This window comes from Citrobacter sp. Cpo037, from assembly GCF_030332945.1.
GTDB classification, from domain to species: Bacteria; Pseudomonadota; Gammaproteobacteria; order Enterobacterales; family Enterobacteriaceae; genus Citrobacter; species Citrobacter portucalensis.
Genome location: NZ_JAOWGW010000046.1, coordinates 369,191 through 389,787 on the forward strand (window position 1 = coordinate 369,191; position 20,597 = coordinate 389,787).

Annotated in this window: 19 protein-coding genes and 1 pseudogene; 9 read left to right on the plus strand and 11 right to left on the minus strand. The window is 52.5% G+C overall.

All coding sequences use genetic code 11. The annotated features are described in order from the left end of the window. Positions 1 to 57: 57 nt before the first annotated feature. Positions 58 to 1,158, plus strand: a complete 1,101-nt coding sequence (chaA, locus tag OGX94_RS07745) for a sodium-potassium/proton antiporter ChaA (RefSeq protein WP_257661937.1) — start codon at positions 58 to 60, stop codon at positions 1,156 to 1,158. Between the two features lie 54 nt (positions 1,159 to 1,212). Here chaA and OGX94_RS07750 read toward each other — a convergent pair. Beyond that, a pseudogene (locus tag OGX94_RS07750) lies at positions 1,213 to 1,538 on the minus strand (amidohydrolase family protein). 91 nt (positions 1,539 to 1,629) lie between these two features. Beyond that, complete coding sequence (locus tag OGX94_RS07755) at positions 1,630 to 2,223, minus strand: TetR/AcrR family transcriptional regulator (protein ID WP_003833409.1); 594 nt, start codon at positions 2,221 to 2,223, stop codon at positions 1,630 to 1,632. Between the two features lie 72 nt (positions 2,224 to 2,295). Between OGX94_RS07755 and bdcA the strand changes: the two genes are divergently transcribed. Beyond that, positions 2,296 to 3,009 carry an SDR family oxidoreductase gene (gene bdcA / locus OGX94_RS07760; protein ID WP_048216243.1) on the plus strand — a complete coding sequence of 238 codons (714 nt, stop codon included), beginning with the start codon at positions 2,296 to 2,298 and terminating at the stop codon, positions 3,007 to 3,009. A 67-nt stretch (positions 3,010 to 3,076) separates the two neighbouring features. Here the strand turns inward: bdcA and kdsA are convergent, their stop codons facing one another. From kdsA to hemA, 6 genes are read right to left on the minus strand one after another with little or no spacing between them, the layout of a single operon-like run. After that, complete coding sequence (kdsA, locus tag OGX94_RS07765) at positions 3,077 to 3,931, minus strand: 3-deoxy-8-phosphooctulonate synthase (RefSeq protein WP_003020772.1); 855 nt, start codon at positions 3,929 to 3,931, stop codon at positions 3,077 to 3,079. A gap of 35 nt (positions 3,932 to 3,966) precedes the next feature. Further along, positions 3,967 to 4,776, minus strand: coding sequence for an invasion regulator SirB1 (gene sirB1 / locus OGX94_RS07770; protein ID WP_003020775.1), 810 nt, complete (start codon positions 4,774 to 4,776; stop codon positions 3,967 to 3,969). 2 nt (positions 4,777 to 4,778) lie between these two features. Beyond that, the gene (gene sirB2 / locus OGX94_RS07775; RefSeq protein ID WP_003833414.1) at positions 4,779 to 5,171 is read right to left on the minus strand and encodes an invasion regulator SirB2; all 393 of its coding nucleotides are present in this window, start codon (positions 5,169 to 5,171) and stop codon (positions 4,779 to 4,781) included. After that, the gene (gene prmC / locus OGX94_RS07780; RefSeq protein WP_003833416.1) at positions 5,168 to 6,001 is read right to left on the minus strand and encodes a peptide chain release factor N(5)-glutamine methyltransferase; all 834 of its coding nucleotides are present in this window, start codon (positions 5,999 to 6,001) and stop codon (positions 5,168 to 5,170) included. The genes sirB2 and prmC overlap by 4 nt, the downstream gene beginning before the upstream one ends. Continuing rightward, positions 6,001 to 7,083: a peptide chain release factor 1 gene (gene prfA / locus OGX94_RS07785; RefSeq protein ID WP_003020786.1), complete on the minus strand. Its 1,083-nt coding sequence runs from the start codon at positions 7,081 to 7,083 to the stop codon at positions 6,001 to 6,003. The genes prmC and prfA overlap by 1 nt, the downstream gene beginning before the upstream one ends. A gap of 41 nt (positions 7,084 to 7,124) precedes the next feature. After that, positions 7,125 to 8,381: a glutamyl-tRNA reductase gene (hemA, locus tag OGX94_RS07790; protein ID WP_003833420.1), complete on the minus strand. Its 1,257-nt coding sequence runs from the start codon at positions 8,379 to 8,381 to the stop codon at positions 7,125 to 7,127. 211 nt (positions 8,382 to 8,592) lie between these two features. On the opposite strand from hemA, the gene lolB reads away from it, so the two are divergent. The 4 genes from lolB to dauA all read left to right on the plus strand — a co-directional run bounded on the left by lolB (position 8,593) and on the right by dauA (position 13,088). Then, positions 8,593 to 9,216: a lipoprotein insertase outer membrane protein LolB gene (lolB, locus tag OGX94_RS07795; protein WP_003833422.1), complete on the plus strand. Its 624-nt coding sequence runs from the start codon at positions 8,593 to 8,595 to the stop codon at positions 9,214 to 9,216. Further along, positions 9,213 to 10,064: a 4-(cytidine 5'-diphospho)-2-C-methyl-D-erythritol kinase gene (gene ispE / locus OGX94_RS07800; RefSeq protein ID WP_003833423.1), complete on the plus strand. Its 852-nt coding sequence runs from the start codon at positions 9,213 to 9,215 to the stop codon at positions 10,062 to 10,064. The genes lolB and ispE overlap by 4 nt, the downstream gene beginning before the upstream one ends. A gap of 269 nt (positions 10,065 to 10,333) precedes the next feature. Next, positions 10,334 to 11,281: a ribose-phosphate diphosphokinase gene (gene prs / locus OGX94_RS07805; RefSeq protein WP_001518537.1), complete on the plus strand. Its 948-nt coding sequence runs from the start codon at positions 10,334 to 10,336 to the stop codon at positions 11,279 to 11,281. Between the two features lie 124 nt (positions 11,282 to 11,405). Beyond that, a complete protein-coding gene (dauA, locus tag OGX94_RS07810; protein ID WP_071692414.1) occupies positions 11,406 to 13,088 on the plus strand; it encodes a C4-dicarboxylic acid transporter DauA in 1,683 nt (560 codons plus the stop codon). A gap of 97 nt (positions 13,089 to 13,185) precedes the next feature. Here dauA and OGX94_RS07815 read toward each other — a convergent pair whose 3' ends face one another. Both OGX94_RS07815 and OGX94_RS07820 read right to left on the minus strand, forming a co-directional pair. Next, positions 13,186 to 14,649, minus strand: a complete 1,464-nt coding sequence (locus OGX94_RS07815) for a pyridoxal phosphate-dependent decarboxylase family protein (protein WP_373371603.1) — start codon at positions 14,647 to 14,649, stop codon at positions 13,186 to 13,188. Positions 14,650 to 14,664: 15 nt separating this feature from the next. Beyond that, positions 14,665 to 16,050 carry a diaminobutyrate--2-oxoglutarate transaminase gene (locus tag OGX94_RS07820; RefSeq protein ID WP_126957259.1) on the minus strand — a complete coding sequence of 462 codons (1,386 nt, stop codon included), beginning with the start codon at positions 16,048 to 16,050 and terminating at the stop codon, positions 14,665 to 14,667. A gap of 609 nt (positions 16,051 to 16,659) precedes the next feature. Here OGX94_RS07820 and lysC point away from each other — a divergent pair. Then, the gene (gene lysC, locus OGX94_RS07825; protein ID WP_206159577.1) at positions 16,660 to 18,021 is read left to right on the plus strand and encodes a lysine-sensitive aspartokinase 3; all 1,362 of its coding nucleotides are present in this window, start codon (positions 16,660 to 16,662) and stop codon (positions 18,019 to 18,021) included. A 126-nt stretch (positions 18,022 to 18,147) separates the two neighbouring features. Here lysC and ychH read toward each other — a convergent pair whose 3' ends face one another. Beyond that, positions 18,148 to 18,429: a stress-induced protein YchH gene (gene ychH, locus OGX94_RS07830; RefSeq protein ID WP_003833480.1), complete on the minus strand. Its 282-nt coding sequence runs from the start codon at positions 18,427 to 18,429 to the stop codon at positions 18,148 to 18,150. A 274-nt stretch (positions 18,430 to 18,703) separates the two neighbouring features. Between ychH and pth the strand changes: the two genes are divergently transcribed. Together pth and ychF are read left to right on the plus strand one after the other, a co-directional pair. Further along, a complete protein-coding gene (pth, locus tag OGX94_RS07835) occupies positions 18,704 to 19,288 on the plus strand; it encodes an aminoacyl-tRNA hydrolase (protein ID WP_257661935.1) in 585 nt (194 codons plus the stop codon). Between the two features lie 115 nt (positions 19,289 to 19,403). Further along, entirely contained in the window at positions 19,404 to 20,498 is a 1,095-nt protein-coding gene (ychF, locus tag OGX94_RS07840; protein WP_003020818.1) for a redox-regulated ATPase YchF, read from the plus strand. Positions 20,499 to 20,597: the final 99 nt, after the last annotated feature.

The following is a 20,597-nucleotide window of genomic DNA, read 5'->3' on the forward strand; positions in this document are numbered from 1 at the left end:
TACATTCTTTAATACTTTTATAATTATAAATACCTGCAGAGATGGAGAATTAGTTCAATGACACACGTACATGAGGCGGTAAAAACCCGCCACAAGGAGACCTCTCTCGTCTTCCCGATTTTGGCGCTGGTAGTACTGTTCTTCTGGGGGAGCAGTCAGTCACTACCAGTGGTCATCGGTATTAATGCGCTGGCCCTTATTGGTATATTAAGCAGCGCATTCAGCGTTGTCCGTCATGCGGATGTATTAGCACATCGACTTGGCGAACCCTACGGGTCGCTGATCCTCAGCCTGTCCGTTGTTATTCTTGAAGTCAGCTTAATCTCCGCATTAATGGCGACCGGCGATGCAGCGCCTACGCTCATGCGCGATACGCTATATTCAATCATTATGATCGTAACCGGCGGCCTGGTCGGTTTTTCATTACTGTTAGGTGGCCGTAAATTTGCCACTCAGTATATGAATCTGTTTGGTATTAAGCAGTATTTAATCGCCCTGTTTCCGCTGGCCATTATTGTACTGGTGTTCCCGATGGCTTTACCGGGTGCAAATTTCACTACCGGGCAGGCGCTATTAGTGGCATTAATTTCTGCGGCGATGTACGGCGTATTTTTGCTGATACAAACTAAAACGCATCAGAGTCTGTTCATTTATGAGCATGAAGACGAGGGTGACGACGACGATCCGCATCACGGTAAACCGTCAGCCCACAGCAATATGTGGCATGCCGCCTGGCTTATCATTCATCTGATCGCTGTTATTGCCGTGACCAAAATGAACGCCAGCCCGCTGGAGACATTGCTGACTGAACTGAATGCCCCAGTGGCATTTACCGGTTTCCTGGTCGCATTGCTGATCCTCTCCCCTGAAGGGCTGGGTGCGCTGAAAGCGGTTCTGAGCAACCAGGTACAGCGGGCGATGAATTTGTTCTTCGGTTCAGTATTAGCCACCATTTCACTGACCGTTCCGGTAGTGACCCTGATCGCATGGGCAACCGGGAATGACTTGGTCTTTGCGCTGGGCGCGCCAGAGATGATTGTGATGGTTTCATCACTGGTACTGTGCCACATCTCTTTCTCCACCGGACGCACCAACGTGCTTAACGGTGCGGCGCATCTGGCGCTGTTTATCGCCTATCTGATGACGATATTTGCCTGATTAGTTTTTCTGGTAGAACCCACGGCCCTTCGCAGGGCCGTTTTCTTTTACCGCTCACTGCTCCGGATAAACCTGTTGGCCATCGACAAACATTAATAACGACTCCGTTTGGTGCAATTTATCTGCCGGAATAGCCATAATATCCTGATTAAGCACCGCAAAATCGGCGAGCTTACCTACCCGCAAACTACCCTCTGCTGTTCTGCAAAAGCTATCCAGGCGGCATTTAGAGTATACATTTTTAACGCATCTTCTCGGCTTAACTGGCGCGCATTATGGCGTACCGTGCCGTCGAGCGCTTTAGCTGTTACATGATATTCAATGGCATGCCATACTCCTGCAACGCCAATCCGCGTCGCATCAGTACCACCTACAACGATAACCCCCTGCTCTGATGCGGGTTGATATGAGGCACCTCCTGATTAAGTTCCCATTTTCCCCATCATATTTATCTACCTTATCATGTGATGATCATCTGGAAAGCTGATGCCGCACCGCTACGCTGGCGATTCGCGCGCTGGCTAGCAGACGTTCGAACGAATGCCCGCAACGCGCTTTTCCCGACAGGCCAAGCATTGTGGTACTGACGTAATCAGTCAGGCTGTCAGCCTCTTTAGGATGCCGCTGTGCGATAAAGTCGTGAATTTTATATTCGGCAGCCGAGTAGAAATTCCGCGCGACCTTCCTCGCCTGAGGATCGTTACTGTGCGTGCCCTCCAGGACCAAACATCCCGGCGCATGCGGATCTGCGGCATAACGTCGCGCCGCCTCTTCAAGCAGATCGGTAAGACATTCAGAAACCGGTTTGTCGGGACGCAGAATGTCATCAAAAGGGATTGCCTCAGTTTGTACGTAGCGGTCAAGAACACGTTTATAAAGACCGATTTTGTTCCCAAAAGCAGCATAGAAACTGGGGGGCTTGATCGACAACGCCGCGGTGACATCCGCCACGCTAACTGCGTCATAGCCATGTGCGTGAAACAAGGGTTGTACTTTGGCAACGGCCATTTCTGGATCAAAATTACGTGGGCGTCCAGGTGCACGAGTGCATTTTGTAGTGCTCATTACAAATCCATTGACAGAAAACTGTGCACCTATTATATATCGATCACTACATAATTGTTCAAGGAGTACCTCATGTCTTCTTTTAACGGCAAGTCAGTTCTGGTTCTTGGCGGCAGTCGTGGGATTGGCGCGGCTATCGTGCGCCGTTTTGCCGCGGATGGCGCATCGGTTACCTTTACCTATTCAGGCTCCCCTGACGCTGCCAAAGCGCTTGCTGATGAGACGGGTACCCAGACAGCGCAAACCGATAGCGCCGATCGTAACGCCGTCATCAACCGGGTACGCGAAAGCGGCCCGCTGGACGTGCTGGTAGTTAATGCAGGCATTATTCTGTTTGGTGATGCGCTGGAGCAGGATCCGGATGACGTTGAGCGCCTGTTCCGAATTAACATTCACTCCCCATACTATGCGGCCGTGGAAGCGGCACGACAGATGCCTGACGGCGGACGCATTATCATTATTGGCTCTGTGAATGGCGACCGTATGCCTCTTGCTGGCCTGGCCTCTTATGCAGTGAGCAAATCAGCGCTGCAAGGGCTGGCCCGGGGGCTGGCACGTGATTTTGGCCCGCGCGGTATTACGGTAAACGTGGTTCAACCGGGTCCTATTGATACCGATGCCAACCCGGAAGATGGCCCACTGAAAGAGGTGATGCACAGTTTTATGGCGCTAAAACGACATGGCCGTCCAGAAGAAGTTGCGGGAATGGTTGCCTGGCTTGCAGGCCCTGAGGCTGGGTTTGTGACGGGGGCAATGCATACAATTGACGGTGCGTTTGGCGCCTGACGGCCACCCTTAACACTTTTCTCAAACAGCAGTCCGAAGAGATATCTCTCCGGACTGCAATACTTTCTTAGTTCTCGGTATCCAGCTCGTCGAAGCTTTTTACCAGGTCATCAATCGCTTTAATCTGGGTCAGGAACTGTTCCAGTTTCGCCAGCGGCAGCGCGGATGGACCATCGCATTTCGCATTGGCTGGATCCGGATGCGCTTCAATAAACAGACCGGCCAGACCTACCGCCATACCTGCGCGCGCCAGTTCGGTAACCTGCGCACGACGACCGCCGCTTGCTGCTCCAAACGGGTCACGGCATTGCAGCGCATGGGTAACGTCAAAAATCACCGGCGAGTTGCCAGAAACTTTCTTCATCACGCTGAAGCCCAGCATATCCACAACCAGGTTGTCATAACCAAAGTTCGCGCCACGGTCGCACAGAATTACTTTGTCGTTGCCGCCTTCATGGAATTTATCCACGATATTGCCCATCTGGCCCGGGCTTACGAACTGCGGTTTTTTCACGTTGATAACGGCACCGGTTTTCGCCATCGCTTCCACCAGATCGGTCTGACGAGCGAGGAAGGCCGGCAGCTGAATCACATCCACCACGTCAGCAACAGGCTGAGCCTGGCTGGCTTCATGAACGTCGGTGATCACTTTTACGCCAAAAGTCTGCTTCAGTTCCTGGAAGATTTTCATCCCTTCTTCAAGGCCCGGTCCACGGTAAGAGTGGATGGAAGAACGGTTGGCTTTATCAAAGGAGGCTTTGAACACGTAAGGGATACCCAGCTTTTGAGTAACGGTTACGTAGTGCTCACAAATGCGCATCGCCAGATCGCGGGATTCCAGCACGTTCATTCCGCCAAACAGCACGAACGGCAGGTCATTTGCCACGTTGATGTCGCCAATGCTAACCACTTTTTGTTTCATAGGATCGCCTTAAACGGTAGGTAAAGTGTCATTAATCAATGCAATACAATTTGCTTGTGCGAAATAGTATTAATCTGCGCACGAATCATTTCGCTGATCGGGTCTTCCGGACACTGTTCAACGAAATAACTTAAATCGGTCAGCGCAACATGTTCACACTCCAGTTGCGCGTAAATTAATCCACGATCGCGTATTTCATACGGATCTTCAGGATTAAACTGTAATAGTGCTTCGCTGGCACGCAGCGCCAGCTCCATTTGCCGCTCTTCCATCAGCGATGATTTCAGCGTATCGAGCAGCTTACGAATTACTTCTGCATTATCCGCCTCATCCAGGTCTTCGTTAAACAGCTCCGCGACCGGGCTGATATTCCCCTTCAGCCACACTTCCAGCGTGTGCTCATTTAACGTTTCGCCATTGAACGGATTGATTAGCCACATTTCGCCATCGAGCGATTCAATACGCAGGATGAGTTGTGTCGGGAAAATCACCGGCACCAGCGGCAGTTCCAGTCGGTTGGCAATCCACAATAAGATCGCGCCCAGGGATACGGCACTGCCCTGACGATTTTTCAGTACCTGATCAAGCCATAGTGCATCAGAAAGACGATAGACGCCGTGGGTATCCGTAAACCCCCATTCGCCGTAAAAAAGTGCCAGCAGTTTTTCCAGTTGCTCATCCTGAGACAGGAGCTGGCTAATTTCTTCTTGCGCCAGACTGACCAGACGTTCCAGTTCGTCATAGACAGTTTGTGTTGGAAAATCCAGACGGATAGACTCCGACGCCAGGATCATCCCATCACACAATGGCGCTTTATTAAATTCGAAATCAGCTAACGACCTCATGCTTACCCCAGTAACGGTATTTTTGTGGTGGCGAGTTTAATGATGATGTACAGCACCACCAGCGCCAGCGGAAAAGCGATTAATCGCGCCTGCTGACTGCGCGCCCGACGATAATCGAGCGCAATAAAACCCAAAACGATGTAAATGATAACCCCAAACAGCTTTTCAGTCAGCCATGTCCCGTGCTCAGTGAATGGCAGGACGTGCGCTTTAACCATTAACGCTACGCCGCTGAGTAATAAAACGGTATCGACAACCGGCGGCACGATGCGCGTCCAGCGCGCGCAGGCAAGGCGCGAGTCGGTGTAACGCCACCAAAATCGCAGCGTCAGCAAACCAACCGAAAGCGCAATGCTGATGAGATGGACGTTGAGTAACACACCGAAGGTACTCATGATGGGATGCGTCCAAGCGTAATTCGCTCGTTGCCGCCATAGTCACGACAGGTTTCAACCGCCAGGTAACCTGCACGAGTAAAAGCGTCACGGACGGCCTCGCCCTGTTGCCAACCATGTTCCAACAACAGATAGCCGCCGGGCGTTAATACGCGCTGAGACTGGTCAATGATATGCACGATATCCGCCAGCCCCTGATCGCTCGCCACCAGTGCCGACAGCGGTTCAAAGCGAACGTCGCCTTGTGCCAGGTGCGGATCCTGCTCGTCGATATACGGCGGATTGCTGACAATCATGTCAAACTGCTGTCCCTGCAATGCGCTGAACCAGTTGCTTTGCAGCACGCAAACATTGTCGATGCCCAGTTGCTGCTTGTTGCGAATAGCCAGTGCCACGGCATCAGGCATGCGGTCTACAGCAGTCACTGCACAATCCGGACGCTCGGTTGCCAGCGCCAGCGCAATGGCACCCGTGCCGGTTCCTAAATCAAGAATACGACACGCTGAGGCCGGCAGGCGAGCCAGCGCCTGCTCCACCAGACACTCGGTATCTGGACGCGGAATAAGCGTGGCTGGAGACACAAATAGCGGCAGCGACCAGAACTCACGCACGCCGGTTAAGTGCGCCACCGGCTCTCCCCGCTGACGCCGCTCCAGTAACGTATCAAGCTGTTGACGCTGCGCCTCGGTTAACTCCGTTTCGCCGAAAGCCAGAATAAAGGTGCGCCCTTTGCCAGTAACAAACTCGAGTAAAATCTCGGCGTCACGGCGCGGGCTTTCGCTTGCCTGTAATTGGCTAATTGCTTCACGCAGCCAGTGCTGATAATCCATTAATCCTGCTCGGACAACGCCGCCAGTTGGTCGGCCTGGTATTCCTGGACAATCGGCTCAATGAGCATATCCAGTTTGCCTTCCATCGCTTCATCCAGACGGTAGAGCGTCAGGTTAATGCGGTGATCGGTCACACGACCCTGCGGGAAGTTATAGGTACGGTTACGATCGCTGCGATCGCCACTGCCCAACAGGTTACGACGTTCAGAGGCTTCCGCCTGTTGACGTCTTGCCACTTCGGCGGCACGAATACGCGCCCCCAGCACCGACATCGCTTTGGCTTTGTTTTTATGCTGTGAACGTTCGTCCTGGCATTCCACTACGATACCGGTCGGTAAGTGGGTAATACGGATTGCGGAGTCGGTGGTGTTAACGTGCTGACCGCCCGCGCCTGATGAACGGAAGGTGTCAATACGCAGATCGGCCGGGTTGATGTCCGGCAGTTCGGCATCCGGCAGTTCCGGCATAACCGCGACCGTACAGGCAGAGGTATGAATACGCCCCTGCGATTCCGTCGCAGGTACGCGCTGCACGCGATGGCCGCCAGACTCAAACTTCAGTCGCCCGTAAACGCCTTCGCCGCTAATCTTGGCAATGACTTCTTTAAACCCGCCATGTTCGCCTTCGCTGGCGCTCATGATCTCAACCCGCCAGCGACGCGATTCAGCGTAGCGGCTGTACATGCGGAACAGATCGCCGGCAAACAGCGCCGCTTCATCACCACCGGTTCCCGCGCGCACTTCGAGGAAGGCGTTACGTTCGTCATCGGGATCTTTAGGTAATAGCAGGACCTGCAGATGCTGTTCCAGCTGCTCACATTTCTCTTTTGCTTCGCGCAGTTCATCCTGCGCCATTTCACGCATTTCAGGATCGTCGAGCATCATCTGAGCCGTCTCGATATCTTCCTGAACCTGTTGCCAGTCCGTAAAACAGCGAGATACATCGCTTAATTGCGCATATTCGCGCGACAGCGCACGAAAGCGATCCTGGTCTGCGATAGTCCCCGCATCACCGAGCAGCGCCTGAACTTCTTCATGGCGTTCATGCAGGGCTTCCAGTTTGGCAACGATAGAAGGCTTCATAGGCGTAAATGCACCCTGTAAAAAATAAGATTGGTGTGCTGCTACTCCAGCCCGAGGCTGTCGCGCAGAATATTCAGGCGTTCACTATCCCCGTCACGGGCGGCCTGTTGAAGTGATTTGGTTGGTGCATGAATCAGGCGATTGGTCAGTTTCCAGGCCAGATCCTGCATAATGGCTTGCGCATCACCGCCCTGTTGAAGAGCGGCCAACGCTTTGGCGGTCAGTTCATCACGGATCTGTTCTGACTGACTGCGATACTCGCGGATAGTGTCGCTTGCGCCCTGGGCGCGTAGCCAGGCCATAAACTCGCTGGCTTCCTGCTCCACTATCGTTTCGGCTTCCACCGCCGCCGCTTTGCGCTGGGCCAGGTTATGCGAAATGATGCTTTGCAGGTCATCAACACTGTACAGATAGGCGTTAGACAATTTACCCACTTCCGGCTCGACATCGCGCGGTACGGCGATATCCACCAGCAACATAGGCTGATTGCGGCGGTTTTTAAGCGCACGTTCCACCATTCCTTTGCCGATAATCGGCAGCGGACTGGCGGTAGAACTGATAATGATATCGGCATCCTGTAAACGCGCGTCTATATCACTCAGTGAAATCACCTCGGCGCCGACTTCATCCGCCAGCACCTGCGCACGCTCGCGAGTGCGGTTGGCGATGATCATCTTCTTGACTTTGTGCTCGCGCAGATGTCGCGCTACCAGCTCAATGGTTTCGCCCGCACCGACTAACAGCACGGTTACCGTGGAGAGCGATTCAAATATCTGCCGCGCCAGGGTACAGGCGGCAAACGCCACCGACACGGCGCTGGCGCCGATGTCAGTTTCTGTACGTACACGTTTTGCGACAGAGAATGATTTCTGGAACATGCGTTCCAGCGCACTGGCGTTCAGGTGACCTTTTTGCGAATCCGCAAACGCTTTTTTCACCTGCCCCAGAATTTGCGGTTCACCGAGCACCAGTGAATCCAGACCGCTGGCAACACGCATCAAATGACTGACTGCGTCGTTGTCCTGGTGCCAGTACAAGCTGTTGCGCAGATCTTCTTCATTGAGGTTATGGTATTCACACAGCCAGCGAACCAGCGCTTCTTGCAGGTTATCCTGCTCTTCAACGCTGAGATACAGCTCCGTGCGGTTACACGTCGACAGCACTACCCCGCCCTGCACCATTGGCTGCGCGAGCAGGCTGTCCAGCGCCTGATCGAGCGTATCCGGCGAAAACGTTACGCGTTCTCGCAGCGATACAGGTGCCGTTTTATGGTTAATACCAAGCGCTAAAAGGGTCATGTGTGCGGGAATAGTACCAGCGTTGATAAGGTTAGACTGAGTGCATCATACAGGATGCGTGCGGTCAATAAAAGAGACTGACCCCTTTTGGAGTAATAGCTTAGTGCACAAATTTAAGCGATTTAAGATAACTTGAACGTAGACGATGTCTGATGGCGGCGCTAGCATTAAGAGTTATAACTGCAACGTATCTCAAGGATTTGTCATCATTATGACCCTGCCTGATTTTCGCCTGATTCGCCTGCTGCCGCTGGCGGCCCTGGTTCTTACTGCCTGTACGCTCAACGCGCCTAAAGGTCCCGGTAAAAGCCCCGATTCTCCGCAGTGGCGCCAGCACCAACAGGAAGTTCGCGCCCTGAACCAGTATCAGACGCGTGGTGCGTTTGCCTATATTTCCGATCAACAGAAAGTGTATGCCCGCTTTTTCTGGCAGCAAACCGGTCAGGATCGCTATCGTCTCCTGCTGACCAACCCACTGGGCAGCACGGAACTGGAACTTAATGCGCAGCCTGGCAACGTCGAACTGGTCGATAACAAAGGCAAGCATTACACCGCCGACGACGCTGAAGAGATGATTGGCAAACTGACCGGCATGCCTATCCCATTAAACAGCTTGCGCCAATGGATCCTTGGTCTGCCAGGTGACGCCACCGATTATAAGCTCGACGACCAATATCGTCTGAGTGAAGTGAACTACAGCAAAGACGGTAAAAACTGGAAAGTGGTCTATAGCGCCTACGACAGCAAAACCCAGCCTGCGATGCCAGCAAACATGGAGCTGTCCGACGGTTCCCAGCGTATTAAGCTGAAAATGGATAACTGGATTGTGAAATGATGACCCATTGGCCCTCTCCGGCAAAACTGAATTTGTTTTTATACATCACCGGACAGCGTGCGGACGGTTACCACACGCTGCAGACCTTATTTCAGTTTCTTGATTATGGCGACACGATAGATATTACACCGCGTAGCGACGGCGAAATTCACCTGTTAACCCCAGTGGAAGGCGTTGCGCATGAAGACAATCTGATCGTCCGTGCGGCACGTTCGCTGATGAAAGCGGCATCTGAAAGCAATCGCCTTCCCAAAGGGAGTGGTGCGGACATCAGTATCGACAAACGCCTGCCGATGGGCGGCGGTCTTGGCGGAGGTTCGTCTAATGCGGCAACCGTTCTGGTGGCGCTGAATCATCTCTGGCAGTGCGGACTTTCGGTTGATGAACTGGCGGCACTCGGCTTAACGCTGGGGGCGGATGTTCCCGTATTCGTGCGCGGCCATGCGGCCTTTGCCGAAGGTGTTGGCGAAATTCTGACGCCGGTCGAGCCTGAGGAAAAGTGGTATCTGGTTGCACATCCGGGAGTCAGTATTCCGACACCGGTGATTTTTAACGATCCCGACCTCCCCCGCAACACGCCAAAAAGGTCAATAAAAACGTTACTAAAATGTGAATTCGGCAATGATTGCGAGGTTATCGCAAGAAAACGTTTTCGCGAGGTTGATGCGGCGCTTTCCTGGCTGTTAGAATACGCGCCGTCGCGCCTGACTGGTACAGGGGCTTGTGTCTTTGCTGAATTTGACACTGAGTCTCGTGCTCGCCAGGTGCTTGAGCAAGCCCCGGAATGGCTCAAAGGCTTTGTGGCGAAAGGCGTCAACCTCTCCCCATTGCACAGAGCGTTACTCTAAATCCTTCGGGTTTCAGGAAAATGGCGAAACGACGAATCGCCAGGTGCATACAACTTCAGTATGTAACTGGTGTGAGGAATTGATGCCAGCGCAAATGAAACGCGAAAGATAAAGAGTAAGCCGGGCAAGCTGAGTTGCGGTGACAACGTCACCCTGTTCCAGACGTTGCATCGCGCTCTTTAATACACCGCATGGAGAGGATACTGCCTGGCCCGCACAGTTTTCGGCAGATTCTTTCCACCAATGGACGCATGCCTGAGGTTCTTCTCGTGCCTGATATGAAGCTTTTTGCTGGTAACGCCACCCCGGAACTAGCACAACGTATTGCCAACCGCCTGTACACTTCACTCGGCGACGCCGCTGTAGGTCGCTTTAGCGACGGCGAAGTCAGCGTACAAATTAATGAAAATGTACGCGGTGGTGATATTTTCATCATCCAGTCCACTTGTGCCCCTACTAACGACAACCTGATGGAATTGGTCGTTATGGTTGATGCGCTGCGCCGTGCTTCCGCAGGCCGTATCACCGCCGTTATTCCTTACTTCGGCTATGCACGTCAGGATCGTCGCGTACGTTCCGCTCGTGTACCGATTACCGCTAAAGTCGTCGCTGATTTCCTGTCCAGCGTTGGCGTTGACCGCGTCCTCACCGTTGACCTGCATGCTGAACAGATCCAGGGCTTCTTTGACGTACCGGTTGATAACGTATTCGGTAGCCCGATCCTGTTAGAAGACATGCTGCAGCTGAACCTGGATAACCCGATTGTGGTTTCTCCGGATATCGGTGGCGTCGTGCGTGCCCGCGCTATCGCTAAACTGCTGAACGATACCGACATGGCTATCATCGACAAACGTCGCCCGCGTGCGAACGTTTCTCAGGTGATGCACATTATTGGTGACGTTGCAGGTCGTGACTGTGTTCTGGTTGATGACATGATCGATACCGGCGGTACGCTGTGCAAAGCAGCAGAAGCACTGAAAGAACGTGGTGCTAAACGCGTATTTGCTTACGCTACTCACCCGATCTTCTCAGGTAATGCGGCAAACAACCTGCGCAACTCAGTGATTGATGAAGTCGTTGTCTGTGACACTATTCCACTGACTGACGAAATCAAAGCACTGCCAAACGTGCGTACATTGACCCTGTCGGGTATGCTGGCCGAAGCGATTCGTCGTATCAGCAACGAAGAATCCATCTCTGCTATGTTCGAGCATTAATCGAGCCCGGCTCAAAAACCCGCTGCGGCGGGTTTTTTTATCTGCAATACTTATTTGTATGACTTATGCCTCCTTCACCTGCCATTTAGTTGACAGATGATGCGCTCATGGATGAAACATTATTGTGAACAGATTATTTTCCTCACATGTGATGCCTTTCCGCGCCCTCATCGACGCTTGTTGGAAAGAAAAATATACCGCTTCTCGCTTTACCCGCGACCTGATCGCCGGGATTACCGTTGGGATCATTGCCATTCCGCTGGCGATGGCCCTGGCAATAGGCAGTGGCGTTGCGCCACAGTACGGCCTGTATACCTCAGCCGTCGCTGGGATTGTTATCGCCCTTACCGGCGGTTCACGCTTTAGCGTATCTGGCCCGACCGCCGCCTTCGTGGTGATTCTGTATCCGGTGTCGCAACAGTTTGGGCTGGCAGGCCTGCTGGTTGCCACGCTGATGTCCGGGATATTCCTGATCCTTTTCGGCCTCGCTCGTTTTGGCCGCCTGATCGAATATATCCCCGTGTCGGTAACGTTAGGTTTTACATCGGGTATTGGTATCACCATCGGTACCATGCAGATTAAAGATTTTCTTGGCCTGCAGATGGCCCATGTCCCGGAGCACTATCTGCAGAAGGTTGGCGCGCTGTTTATGGCCTTGCCAACCATTAACTTCGGTGATGCCGCCATTGGCGTAGTGACGCTAGGGATCTTGATTTTCTGGCCGCGCCTGGGGATCCGACTGCCGGGCCACCTTCCCGCGCTGCTGGCTGGCTGTGCGGTAATGGGTATCGTGAACCTGACCGGCGGCCATGTCGCCACCATTGGTTCGCAGTTCCACTACATTCTGGCTGATGGCTCACAGGGTAATGGCATCCCGCAGCTGCTGCCGCAGTTGGTCCTGCCATGGAATATGCCTGAATCAAACTTTACCCTGAGCTGGAGTTCGTTACAGGCGCTGTTACCGGCAGCCTTCTCGATGGCGATGCTGGGGGCAATTGAATCTCTGCTGTGCGCCGTCGTACTCGATGGGATGACCGGTACCAAGCATAAAGCTAACAGCGAGTTGATTGGCCAGGGGCTGGGTAACATCGTGGCACCGTTCTTTGGCGGCATCACCGCCACAGCAGCAATTGCCCGCTCTGCGGCAAACGTCCGCGCTGGGGCGACCTCGCCAATCTCTGCGGTTATCCACGCGATTCTGGTGATCCTCGCCCTGCTGGTACTTGCACCGCTGCTTTCCTGGTTACCGCTTTCCGCCATGGCCGCCCTACTGCTGATGGTGGCATGGAACATGAGTGAAGCGCATAAAGTGGTGGATTTGCTGCGTCATGCGCCGAAAGACGACATCATTGTCATGCTGATGTGTATGTCGCTGACGGTGCTGTTCGACATGGTTATTGCCATCAGCGTCGGTATTGTTCTCGCTTCTCTGCTGTTTATGCGTCGTATTGCGCGCATGACGCGTCTGGCGCCGGTCAACGTAGACGTACCGGACGATGTGCTGGTGCTGCGCGTTATTGGTCCGCTGTTCTTTGCCGCGGCGGAAGGATTATTTACCGATCTCGAGTCGCGTATTGAAGGTAAACGCATTGTAGTCTTGAAGTGGGACGCGGTCCCGGTACTGGATGCCGGTGGTCTGGACGCCTTCCAGCGCTTTGTAAAACGTCTGCCGGAAGGTTGTGAATTACGCATCAGTAATCTGGAATTCCAGCCGCTACGTACCATGGCGCGCGCGGGTATTCAGCCGATTGCCGGGCGTCTGACGTTCTTCCCGAATAAAGATGCTGCGCTAGCAGATATCCGCTAACGTGTAGCCCGGCCAGGCGAAACGCCACCGGATTACAAATGACAGACAAAAAAATGGCTCCCGTACGTGGGAGCCATTTTTATAACAAGCTTATTGCTTACGCGTTCAGCAGTTGCTCAGCCGTTGCCTTCACGCTTGCCAGCAGGACTTTGACATCCTCCAGACATACCGTCGGATTGAGCAGCGTCAGCTTCAGGCAGGTGACACCATCGGCTTCGGTCACGCCGACGTTGGCGCTACCAGAAGCCAGCAGAACGTCGCCAATACGCTGGTTCAGCAGCGCGACAAATGCCACGTCGTCACTTTGCGGGCGGAAGCGGAACAGCACGCTTGCCAGCTGTGGTTCCATCACCAGTTCAAGATGCGGCTGGGTTTTGACAAACTCAGCAACATCACGCGCCAGCGTCACACCGTTATCAATGATCTCGGCATACTGCTTTTTGCCCAGCGCTTCGAGGCCCATCCACAGCTTCAGCGCATCGAAACGACGCGTGGTCTGCAGCGACTTCGATACCAGGTTTGGTACGCCAGCCTCTTCATCGAAATCAGAGTTCAGATACGCCGCCTGGTAACGCATCAGCTCGTAGTGGCGCGCATCTTTTAACAGGAACGCACCGCAGCTGATGGTCTGGAAGAACTGCTTGTGGAAATCCAGCGTCACGGAATCGGCCAGCTCAAGGCCGTTCAGGAAGTCACGGTACTTCTCAGAAAGCAGTAACGCCCCGCCCCATGCTGCATCCACGTGCATCCAGATCTGATGTTCTGCCGCCAGCGCTGCAATATCCGCTAACGGATCGATTGCGCCCGCATCGGTAGTACCGGCAGTGGCGACAATTGCCATCACCTGCTCGCCGTTGACTTTCGCCTGGGCCAGCTTGTCTTTCAGGTCAGTCAGATCCATGCGTGAAAACGCATCGGTCTTCACCTGGGTGACGGAACGGTAGCCCAGCCCCATCAGCGCCATGTTCTTCTGCACAGAGAAGTGCGCGCTTTCAGAGCAGAACACTTTGATTTTACTCAGATCACCGGTCAGACCATCCTGCTGAATGGAGTGCCCCTGGCGAGCGAAGAAAGCATCACGCGCCAGCATCAGGCCCATCAGGTTACTCTGTGTACCGCCGCTGGTGAATACGCCCGCATCGCCTGCCGGGTATCCAACCTGCTCACGCAACCACTCGATTAGCTTGATCTCTAGGATGGTGGCCGACGGGCTCTGGTCCCAGGAGTCCATACTCTGGTTGGTGGCGTTGATCAGCACTTCCGCCGCCTGGCTTATTACCAGGCTCGGGCAGTGCAGATGCGCCACGCACTGCGCATGGTGAACCAACAAGCTGTCTTTGAGAAAGTATTCAACCGCACGCTCAATAGCGGCCTGGTTGCCCAGGCCCTGAGACGTAAAATTCAGGTTGATACGTTCACGCAGTTGCTCAACGGTTTTACCCTGATACATCTCAGGCTGCTTCAACCATTCAACGACCGCTTGCGTACTCTGCTCGATAGCGTCCTGATAAGCTGCAATGCTTTGCGCCGAGCCGGACAGAATCGGGTTTACGTCTGACATTCGATCCAACTCCGTTTAAACCGGCTTCACGCCAGCGCCCAGCAGGGCGTTTTCGAATTTATCGAGGAAGATTTCCAGCTCAGCGTTGGTGATCAGCAGTGACGGCAGCAGGCGCAGCACGCAACCGTTGCGGCCACCACGCTCCAGAATCAGCCCATTTTCGAAGCATTTTTTCTGCAGCAACGCGGACAGCTCGCCATCGGCCGGGTAGCAGCCCATGTGATCCTGCGCTTCGTTCGGCTTCACGATTTCCAGACCGATCATCAGACCCAGACCGCGCACCTGGCCGATAACCGGGTAGCGTTTCTGCAGGTCAGCCAGTTTGCCTTTCAGCCACTCGCCCTGGGCAGCAACTTTATCGGCAATCTTGTCGTCTTTGAGGATCTTCAGCGTTGTCAGACCGGTCGCCATCGCCAGCTGGTTGCCGCGGAAGGTGCCAGTGTGGTGGCCCGGAGCCCACGCATCGAACTTCTTCTTAATACCCAGCACCGCCAACGGCAGACCGCCGCCAACCGCTTTGGACATCACGATGATGTCTGGCTCAATACCGGCGTGTTCGAAGGCGAACAGTTTACCGGTACGTGCAAAGCCCGCCTGAACTTCATCGATGATCAGCAGAATGCCGTGCTCCTGCGTCACTTTACGAATGCGCTGCAGCCACTCGACCGGAGCCGGGTTCACGCCACCTTCACCCTGCACCGCTTCGAGGATCACGGCAGCCGGTTTACGCACGCCGCTTTCAACATCGTTGATCAGGTTTTCGAAGTAGTAGGTTAATGCTTTGACGCCAGCGTCGCCGCCGATACCCAGCGGGCAACGGTACTGATGCGGATACGGCATAAACTGCACTTCCGCCATCATGTTGCTGACCGCTTCTTTCGGCGACAGGTTGCCGGTCACGGACAGCGCGCCGTGGGTCATCCCGTGGTAGCCACCGGAGAAGCTGATGATACTGGAACGACCGGTAACTTTCTTCGCCAGCTTCAGCGCGGCTTCAACGGCATCGGCACCGGACGGCCCGGTAAACTGCAGGCAATACTCTTTGCCCTGGCCCGGTAATAAAGAAAGTAAATAAGATGAGAATTCATCTTTTAAAGGCGTGGTAAGGTCAAGCGTATGTAACGGTAAGCCGCTTGTGATGACACTTTGAATGCTCTGCAGCACTTCAGGATGGTTATGACCAAGCGCCAGGGTTCCGGCACCTGCCAGGCAATCAAGATATTGATTATTTTCTACATCAGTAATCCAGACGCCCTGCGCTTTAGCGATCGCTAATGGCAGTTTACGTGGATAGCTGCGGACATTAGATTCAAACTCAGCCTGTCTTGCTAAAAAGGTATCATTGCTCTGTGGTAATGAATTAGCACTTAAAGTATCAATACGGACTTTATCCGTCATCATATCACTCCTACAACCAAGTGTAGATTAACACCTGATTGAATAAATGGTTATAAGGATTACCTGTAAAAAAGCGCGGCTAATATATGTTGTTTTAGCTTAGGACTCAATCATTTATTTTTCGGCATTAAAAATAACAACTTTCCCTTTAAAATTCAAAGCGTAACAACCATTTGCCATTACTAAATCCTAAAGAAATATATCTATTTAATTAACAATGTTGTAGCTAATTGCAACGCAGACAATCTAATAAAAACCATGAGATTTTCGTGTTTTTATTATTTTTTTTACACGTTTTTACCATTAATGATGCTCGCGATATCTTGTGATGACATGATTTTTCACTTATTTGTCGATAAATCGAATAAAAAAGTCGATCCCTAAATATAAATCACTTAGTATGGCGCGCTTATTTACAGGCTATGTAGATAAAATTAATGCGCAGCACCCGATAACGCGTACAGGCGACACGCGTTATCGACAACAGGTATTCCCTGGGTTGTCAGCAGAAATGTTCGCGGGCGGACATTTCGTAAGGCGAACTTCGTTCCCTTATGCCGAGAATGAAAATTTTCTAGCCATACTTTTATGGCGCCCTGATATGAGATTGTTATGACTCGCATTTATCCACCATCCGTCGTTGCCAAATTTGGCGGCACCAGCGTCGCTGATTTTGATGCGATGAATCGAAGCGCCAGCATTGTCCTTGCTGATCAAGATGTCCGTTTAGTCGTTTTGTCTGCTTCAGCAGGCGTGACAAACTTACTGGTTGAGCTTTCTGAAGGTCTGGAAATACATCAACAATTAGATAAGATTGAGACTTTACGCGCCATTCAATACAACATTATTTCCCGCCTGAAGCAGCCGTCCGTTATCAGCACGGAAATCGATAATCTTCTCAACAACATACGTCGTCTTGCACAAACGGCGATGGTTTCGCCGTCTGATGCGTTAAGCGATGAATTAGTCAGCCATGGCGAGCTGATGTCCTCGCTACTTTTTACTGAAGTCTTACGTGAACGGCATGCCGAGGCTGGGTGGTTTGACGCCCGTAATGTGATGCGTACTAACTCGAACTTCGGCTGTGCCGAACCCGAGCTTGGCACACTGCACCACCAGGTGGAGACTCACCTGCGCCCTCGTCTTGAGCAAGCGATTATGGTGACTCAGGGATTTATCGGGCGTGATGCCGCAGGACACACCACAACGCTTGGACGCGGCGGTAGTGATTACACGGCTACGCTTCTCGGTGAGGCGCTTCACGCCGCACGCGTTGACATCTGGACCGACGTCGCAGGGATCTACACCACCGACCCACGCATTGCGCCGCGGGCCAAACGAATCGACCATATCTCATTTTCCGAGGCCAGCGATATGGCCGCCTACGGTGCGAAGGTCCTCCACCCGGCGACACTGCTCCCGGCAATGCGTAAAAGCATTCCGGTCTTTGTTGGCTCAAGTAAGGATACTGCCGCCGGAGGTACGCTGGTGCACAACACCACCGATAATCCACCTCGCTATCGTGCGCTCGCAGTTCGTCGTAAACAGACGCTGTTGCGGTTACACAGTCTGGAGAAGCAACCTTCCTGTTCTTTCCTGGCGCAGTCCTTCGCCATTTTAGCTCGCCATGCGGTCGCGGTGGATTTGGTTACAACCTCAGAGAATAGTATTGCGCTAGCGCTGGACGCCACTCATGCAACCTCAGGTGAAGACCATGTGCTGACCACCGCATTGTTTACCGCCTTGTCCTCCCACTGTCGTGTGGAAGTGGAAACCGGACTGGCGTTGGTCACTTTGGTGGGGAATCAACTCACACAGGCTGCGGGAGTTTGCAAAGACGTTTTTGCCTGGCTTGAAGAGCATACGGTACGAATGATTTGCCATGGGGCGTCAAACGACAACCTGAGCATCCTGTTACCGGCTGACAATGCAGACAGCGCGATCAAAGCGTTACATTATCGGTTATTCGAATAACGTTTCTTTGTAGTATGCCACCAAAGGTAGAAGTCGTTTAATCCAGTACTGACGAAAAAGCAGAGCCCTGGTTTTTAAACCAGGACTTTGTGTTCAAACAACCGCACTCCGAGTTGGGAGAGCTATTTAGTTATGCCGATGATTGGTATCACCGCGACGGCAGCGTTTGTCATAGTGGCGCACCCACCAGTAACGATCGCTGATTTGTTCGTGCCCCCCCACTCTGGCACCCGCCAACCAAAGGACACCACCAACAAAAATACTGAGCACGGCACCATGTGCGAAAAACTGTGGCAGATTAAATTGCGGCAGTTGGTTTAAAATAGAGTAACCAACACCACCCACCATCACCACCAACCCTAAAGCCATGAGCACGTTACCGAGTAACGAAGCGTTTTTGCGTTTCATGTGTCACCTCCGGAACTTTGGGTTGTTACAGGGAATACCCCTAATCCTTATGTGTAAAGTATAGACAACACTGCCGTTCGCAAGTGCGGGAACGATCACAATTACAAACACTCACGCAACAAAACTTTACAAATAAGCCACTGAACACACTCATTTTCTAATAGTCCATTTCTGCAATTATTCAGCTTTTGGCGATAAGCACGCAGTTTTTTGTCAACAGCAGCGTCAGACAGTAAACTACACGTCGTTTATCGAAACACTCAGGACAAAACACGTGGCGATTAAATTGATTGTCGGCCTGGCGAACCCCGGCGCAGAGTATGCGGCAACGCGACACAATGCAGGCGCATGGTATGTCGATCTGCTGGCAGAAAGATTACGCGCTCCCCTGCGCGATGAGCCGAAATTCTTCGGCTACACCTCCAGAGTTACGCTTGAAGGTGAAGAAGTCCGTCTGCTGGTGCCAACCACATTTATGAATCTGAGCGGCAAGGCTGTCGGTGCGATGGCCAGTTTTTATCGTATTAACCCCGATGAAATTTTGGTCGCACACGATGAGTTAGACCTGCCCCCTGGCGTGGCCAAATTTAAGCTTGGCGGCGGTCATGGCGGACATAATGGCCTGAAAGACATCATCAGCAAGTTAGGTAATAACCCCAACTTTCATCGTTTACGCGTTGGAATTGGCCATCCGGGCGATAAAAACAAAGTTGTCGGATTTGTTTTAGGCAAACCGCCTGTTTCAGAACAGAAGTTAATTGATGAAGCAATTGACGAAGCGGCACGTTGTACCGAGATTTTGTTCAAAGACGGCCTGACCAAAGCGACGAGCCGGTTACACACCTTTAAAGCGCAATAAGCAGTGATGTGCGGCATTTTTCTCGCGTGCTGTGTATAATAGGCAAAGTTATTTACATTTCTACAATCTGTTTTCCATAACAGGTTGAATATCAAAAGATTAAGGTGATTTAAACATGGGATTCAAATGCGGTATCGTCGGTTTGCCAAACGTAGGCAAATCCACCCTGTTCAACGCGCTCACAAAAGCGGGTATTGAAGCGGCAAACTTCCCGTTCTGTACTATCGAGCCGAACACCGGTGTTGTCCCGATGCCCGATCCGCGTCTGGATCAGCTGGCCGAAATCGTCAAACCGCAGCGTATCCTGCCAACAACGATGGAATTCGTCGACATCGCCGGCCTGGTAAAAGGTGCGTCCAAAGGTGAAGGTCTGGGTAACCAATTCCTGACCAACATCCGTGAAACCGAAGCTATCGGCCACGTGGTGCGTTGCTTTGAAAACGACAACATCATCCACGTTAATAACAAAGTGGATCCGGCTGACGACATTGAAGTTATCAATACCGAGCTGGCGTTGTCCGACCTCGATACCTGTGAGCGCGCTATCCATCGCGTGCAGAAGAAGGCCAAAGGCGGCGACAAAGACGCTAAAGCAGAGCTGGCTGCGCTGGAAAAATGCCTGCCACAGCTGGAAAACGCTGGCATGCTGCGCGCGCTGAAAACGCTGACTGACGAAGACAAAGCGGCCATCAAATACCTGAGCTTCCTGACGCTGAAGCCAACAATGTACATCGCCAACGTCAACGAAGACGGTTTTGAAAACAACCCATACCTAGATAAAGTGCGCGAAATCGCGGCTGCCGAAGGTTCTGTTGTGGTTGCCGTTTGCGCTGCCGTTGAAGCTGACATCGCTGAACTCGATGATGCTGACCGTGAAGAATTCATGGCTGAAATGGGTCTGGAAGAGCCGGGCCTGAACCGCGTTATCCGTGCTGGCTACGAATTGCTGAACCTGCAGACCTACTTCACCGCTGGCGTGAAAGAAGTCCGTGCCTGGACCATTCCTGTCGGTGCCACGGCTCCACAGGCAGCCGGTAAAATCCATACCGACTTCGAGAAAGGCTTTATCCGCGCACAAACCATCGCGTTTGAAGATTTCATCACCTATAAAGGTGAGCAAGGTGCGAAAGAAGCTGGGAAAATGCGTGCCGAAGGTAAGGACTATATCGTCAAAGATGGCGATATCATGAACTTCCTGTTCAACGTCTAAATAAGTTTTGTTGTCTCATGAGGTTTCACTGAATCTCATGACAACGGTAAAACTCTATAAAATCCACGCAATTGCGTGGATTTTTCATTTCATAGCATC

Excerpts from the sequence above, each read along its gene's own strand:
- prmC (WP_003833416.1), bottom strand. The coding sequence starts at position 6,001 with ATGGATTATCAGCACTGGCTGCGTGAAGCAATTAGCCAATTACAGGCA.
- lysC (WP_206159577.1), top strand. The coding sequence starts at position 16,660 with ATGACTCGCATTTATCCACCATCCGTCGTTGCCAAATTTGGCGGCACC.
- kdsA (WP_003020772.1), bottom strand. The coding sequence starts at position 3,931 with ATGAAACAAAAAGTGGTTAGCATTGGCGACATCAACGTGGCAAATGAC.
- ispE (WP_003833423.1), top strand. The coding sequence starts at position 9,213 with ATGATGACCCATTGGCCCTCTCCGGCAAAACTGAATTTGTTTTTATAC.
- hemA (WP_003833420.1), bottom strand. The coding sequence starts at position 8,381 with ATGACCCTTTTAGCGCTTGGTATTAACCATAAAACGGCACCTGTATCG.
- sirB1 (WP_003020775.1), bottom strand. The coding sequence starts at position 4,776 with ATGAGGTCGTTAGCTGATTTCGAATTTAATAAAGCGCCATTGTGTGAT.
- OGX94_RS07820 (WP_126957259.1), bottom strand. The coding sequence starts at position 16,050 with ATGATGACGGATAAAGTCCGTATTGATACTTTAAGTGCTAATTCATTA.
- ychF (WP_003020818.1), top strand. The coding sequence starts at position 19,404 with ATGGGATTCAAATGCGGTATCGTCGGTTTGCCAAACGTAGGCAAATCC.
- prfA (WP_003020786.1), bottom strand. The coding sequence starts at position 7,083 with ATGAAGCCTTCTATCGTTGCCAAACTGGAAGCCCTGCATGAACGCCAT.
- ychH (WP_003833480.1), bottom strand. The coding sequence starts at position 18,429 with ATGAAACGCAAAAACGCTTCGTTACTCGGTAACGTGCTCATGGCTTTA.
- OGX94_RS07755 (WP_003833409.1), bottom strand. The coding sequence starts at position 2,223 with ATGAGCACTACAAAATGCACTCGTGCACCTGGACGCCCACGTAATTTT.
- lolB (WP_003833422.1), top strand. The coding sequence starts at position 8,593 with ATGACCCTGCCTGATTTTCGCCTGATTCGCCTGCTGCCGCTGGCGGCC.
- OGX94_RS07815 (WP_373371603.1), bottom strand. The coding sequence starts at position 14,649 with ATGTCAGACGTAAACCCGATTCTGTCCGGCTCGGCGCAAAGCATTGCA.
- sirB2 (WP_003833414.1), bottom strand. The coding sequence starts at position 5,171 with ATGAGTACCTTCGGTGTGTTACTCAACGTCCATCTCATCAGCATTGCG.
- bdcA (WP_048216243.1), top strand. The coding sequence starts at position 2,296 with ATGTCTTCTTTTAACGGCAAGTCAGTTCTGGTTCTTGGCGGCAGTCGT.
- chaA (WP_257661937.1), top strand. The coding sequence starts at position 58 with ATGACACACGTACATGAGGCGGTAAAAACCCGCCACAAGGAGACCTCT.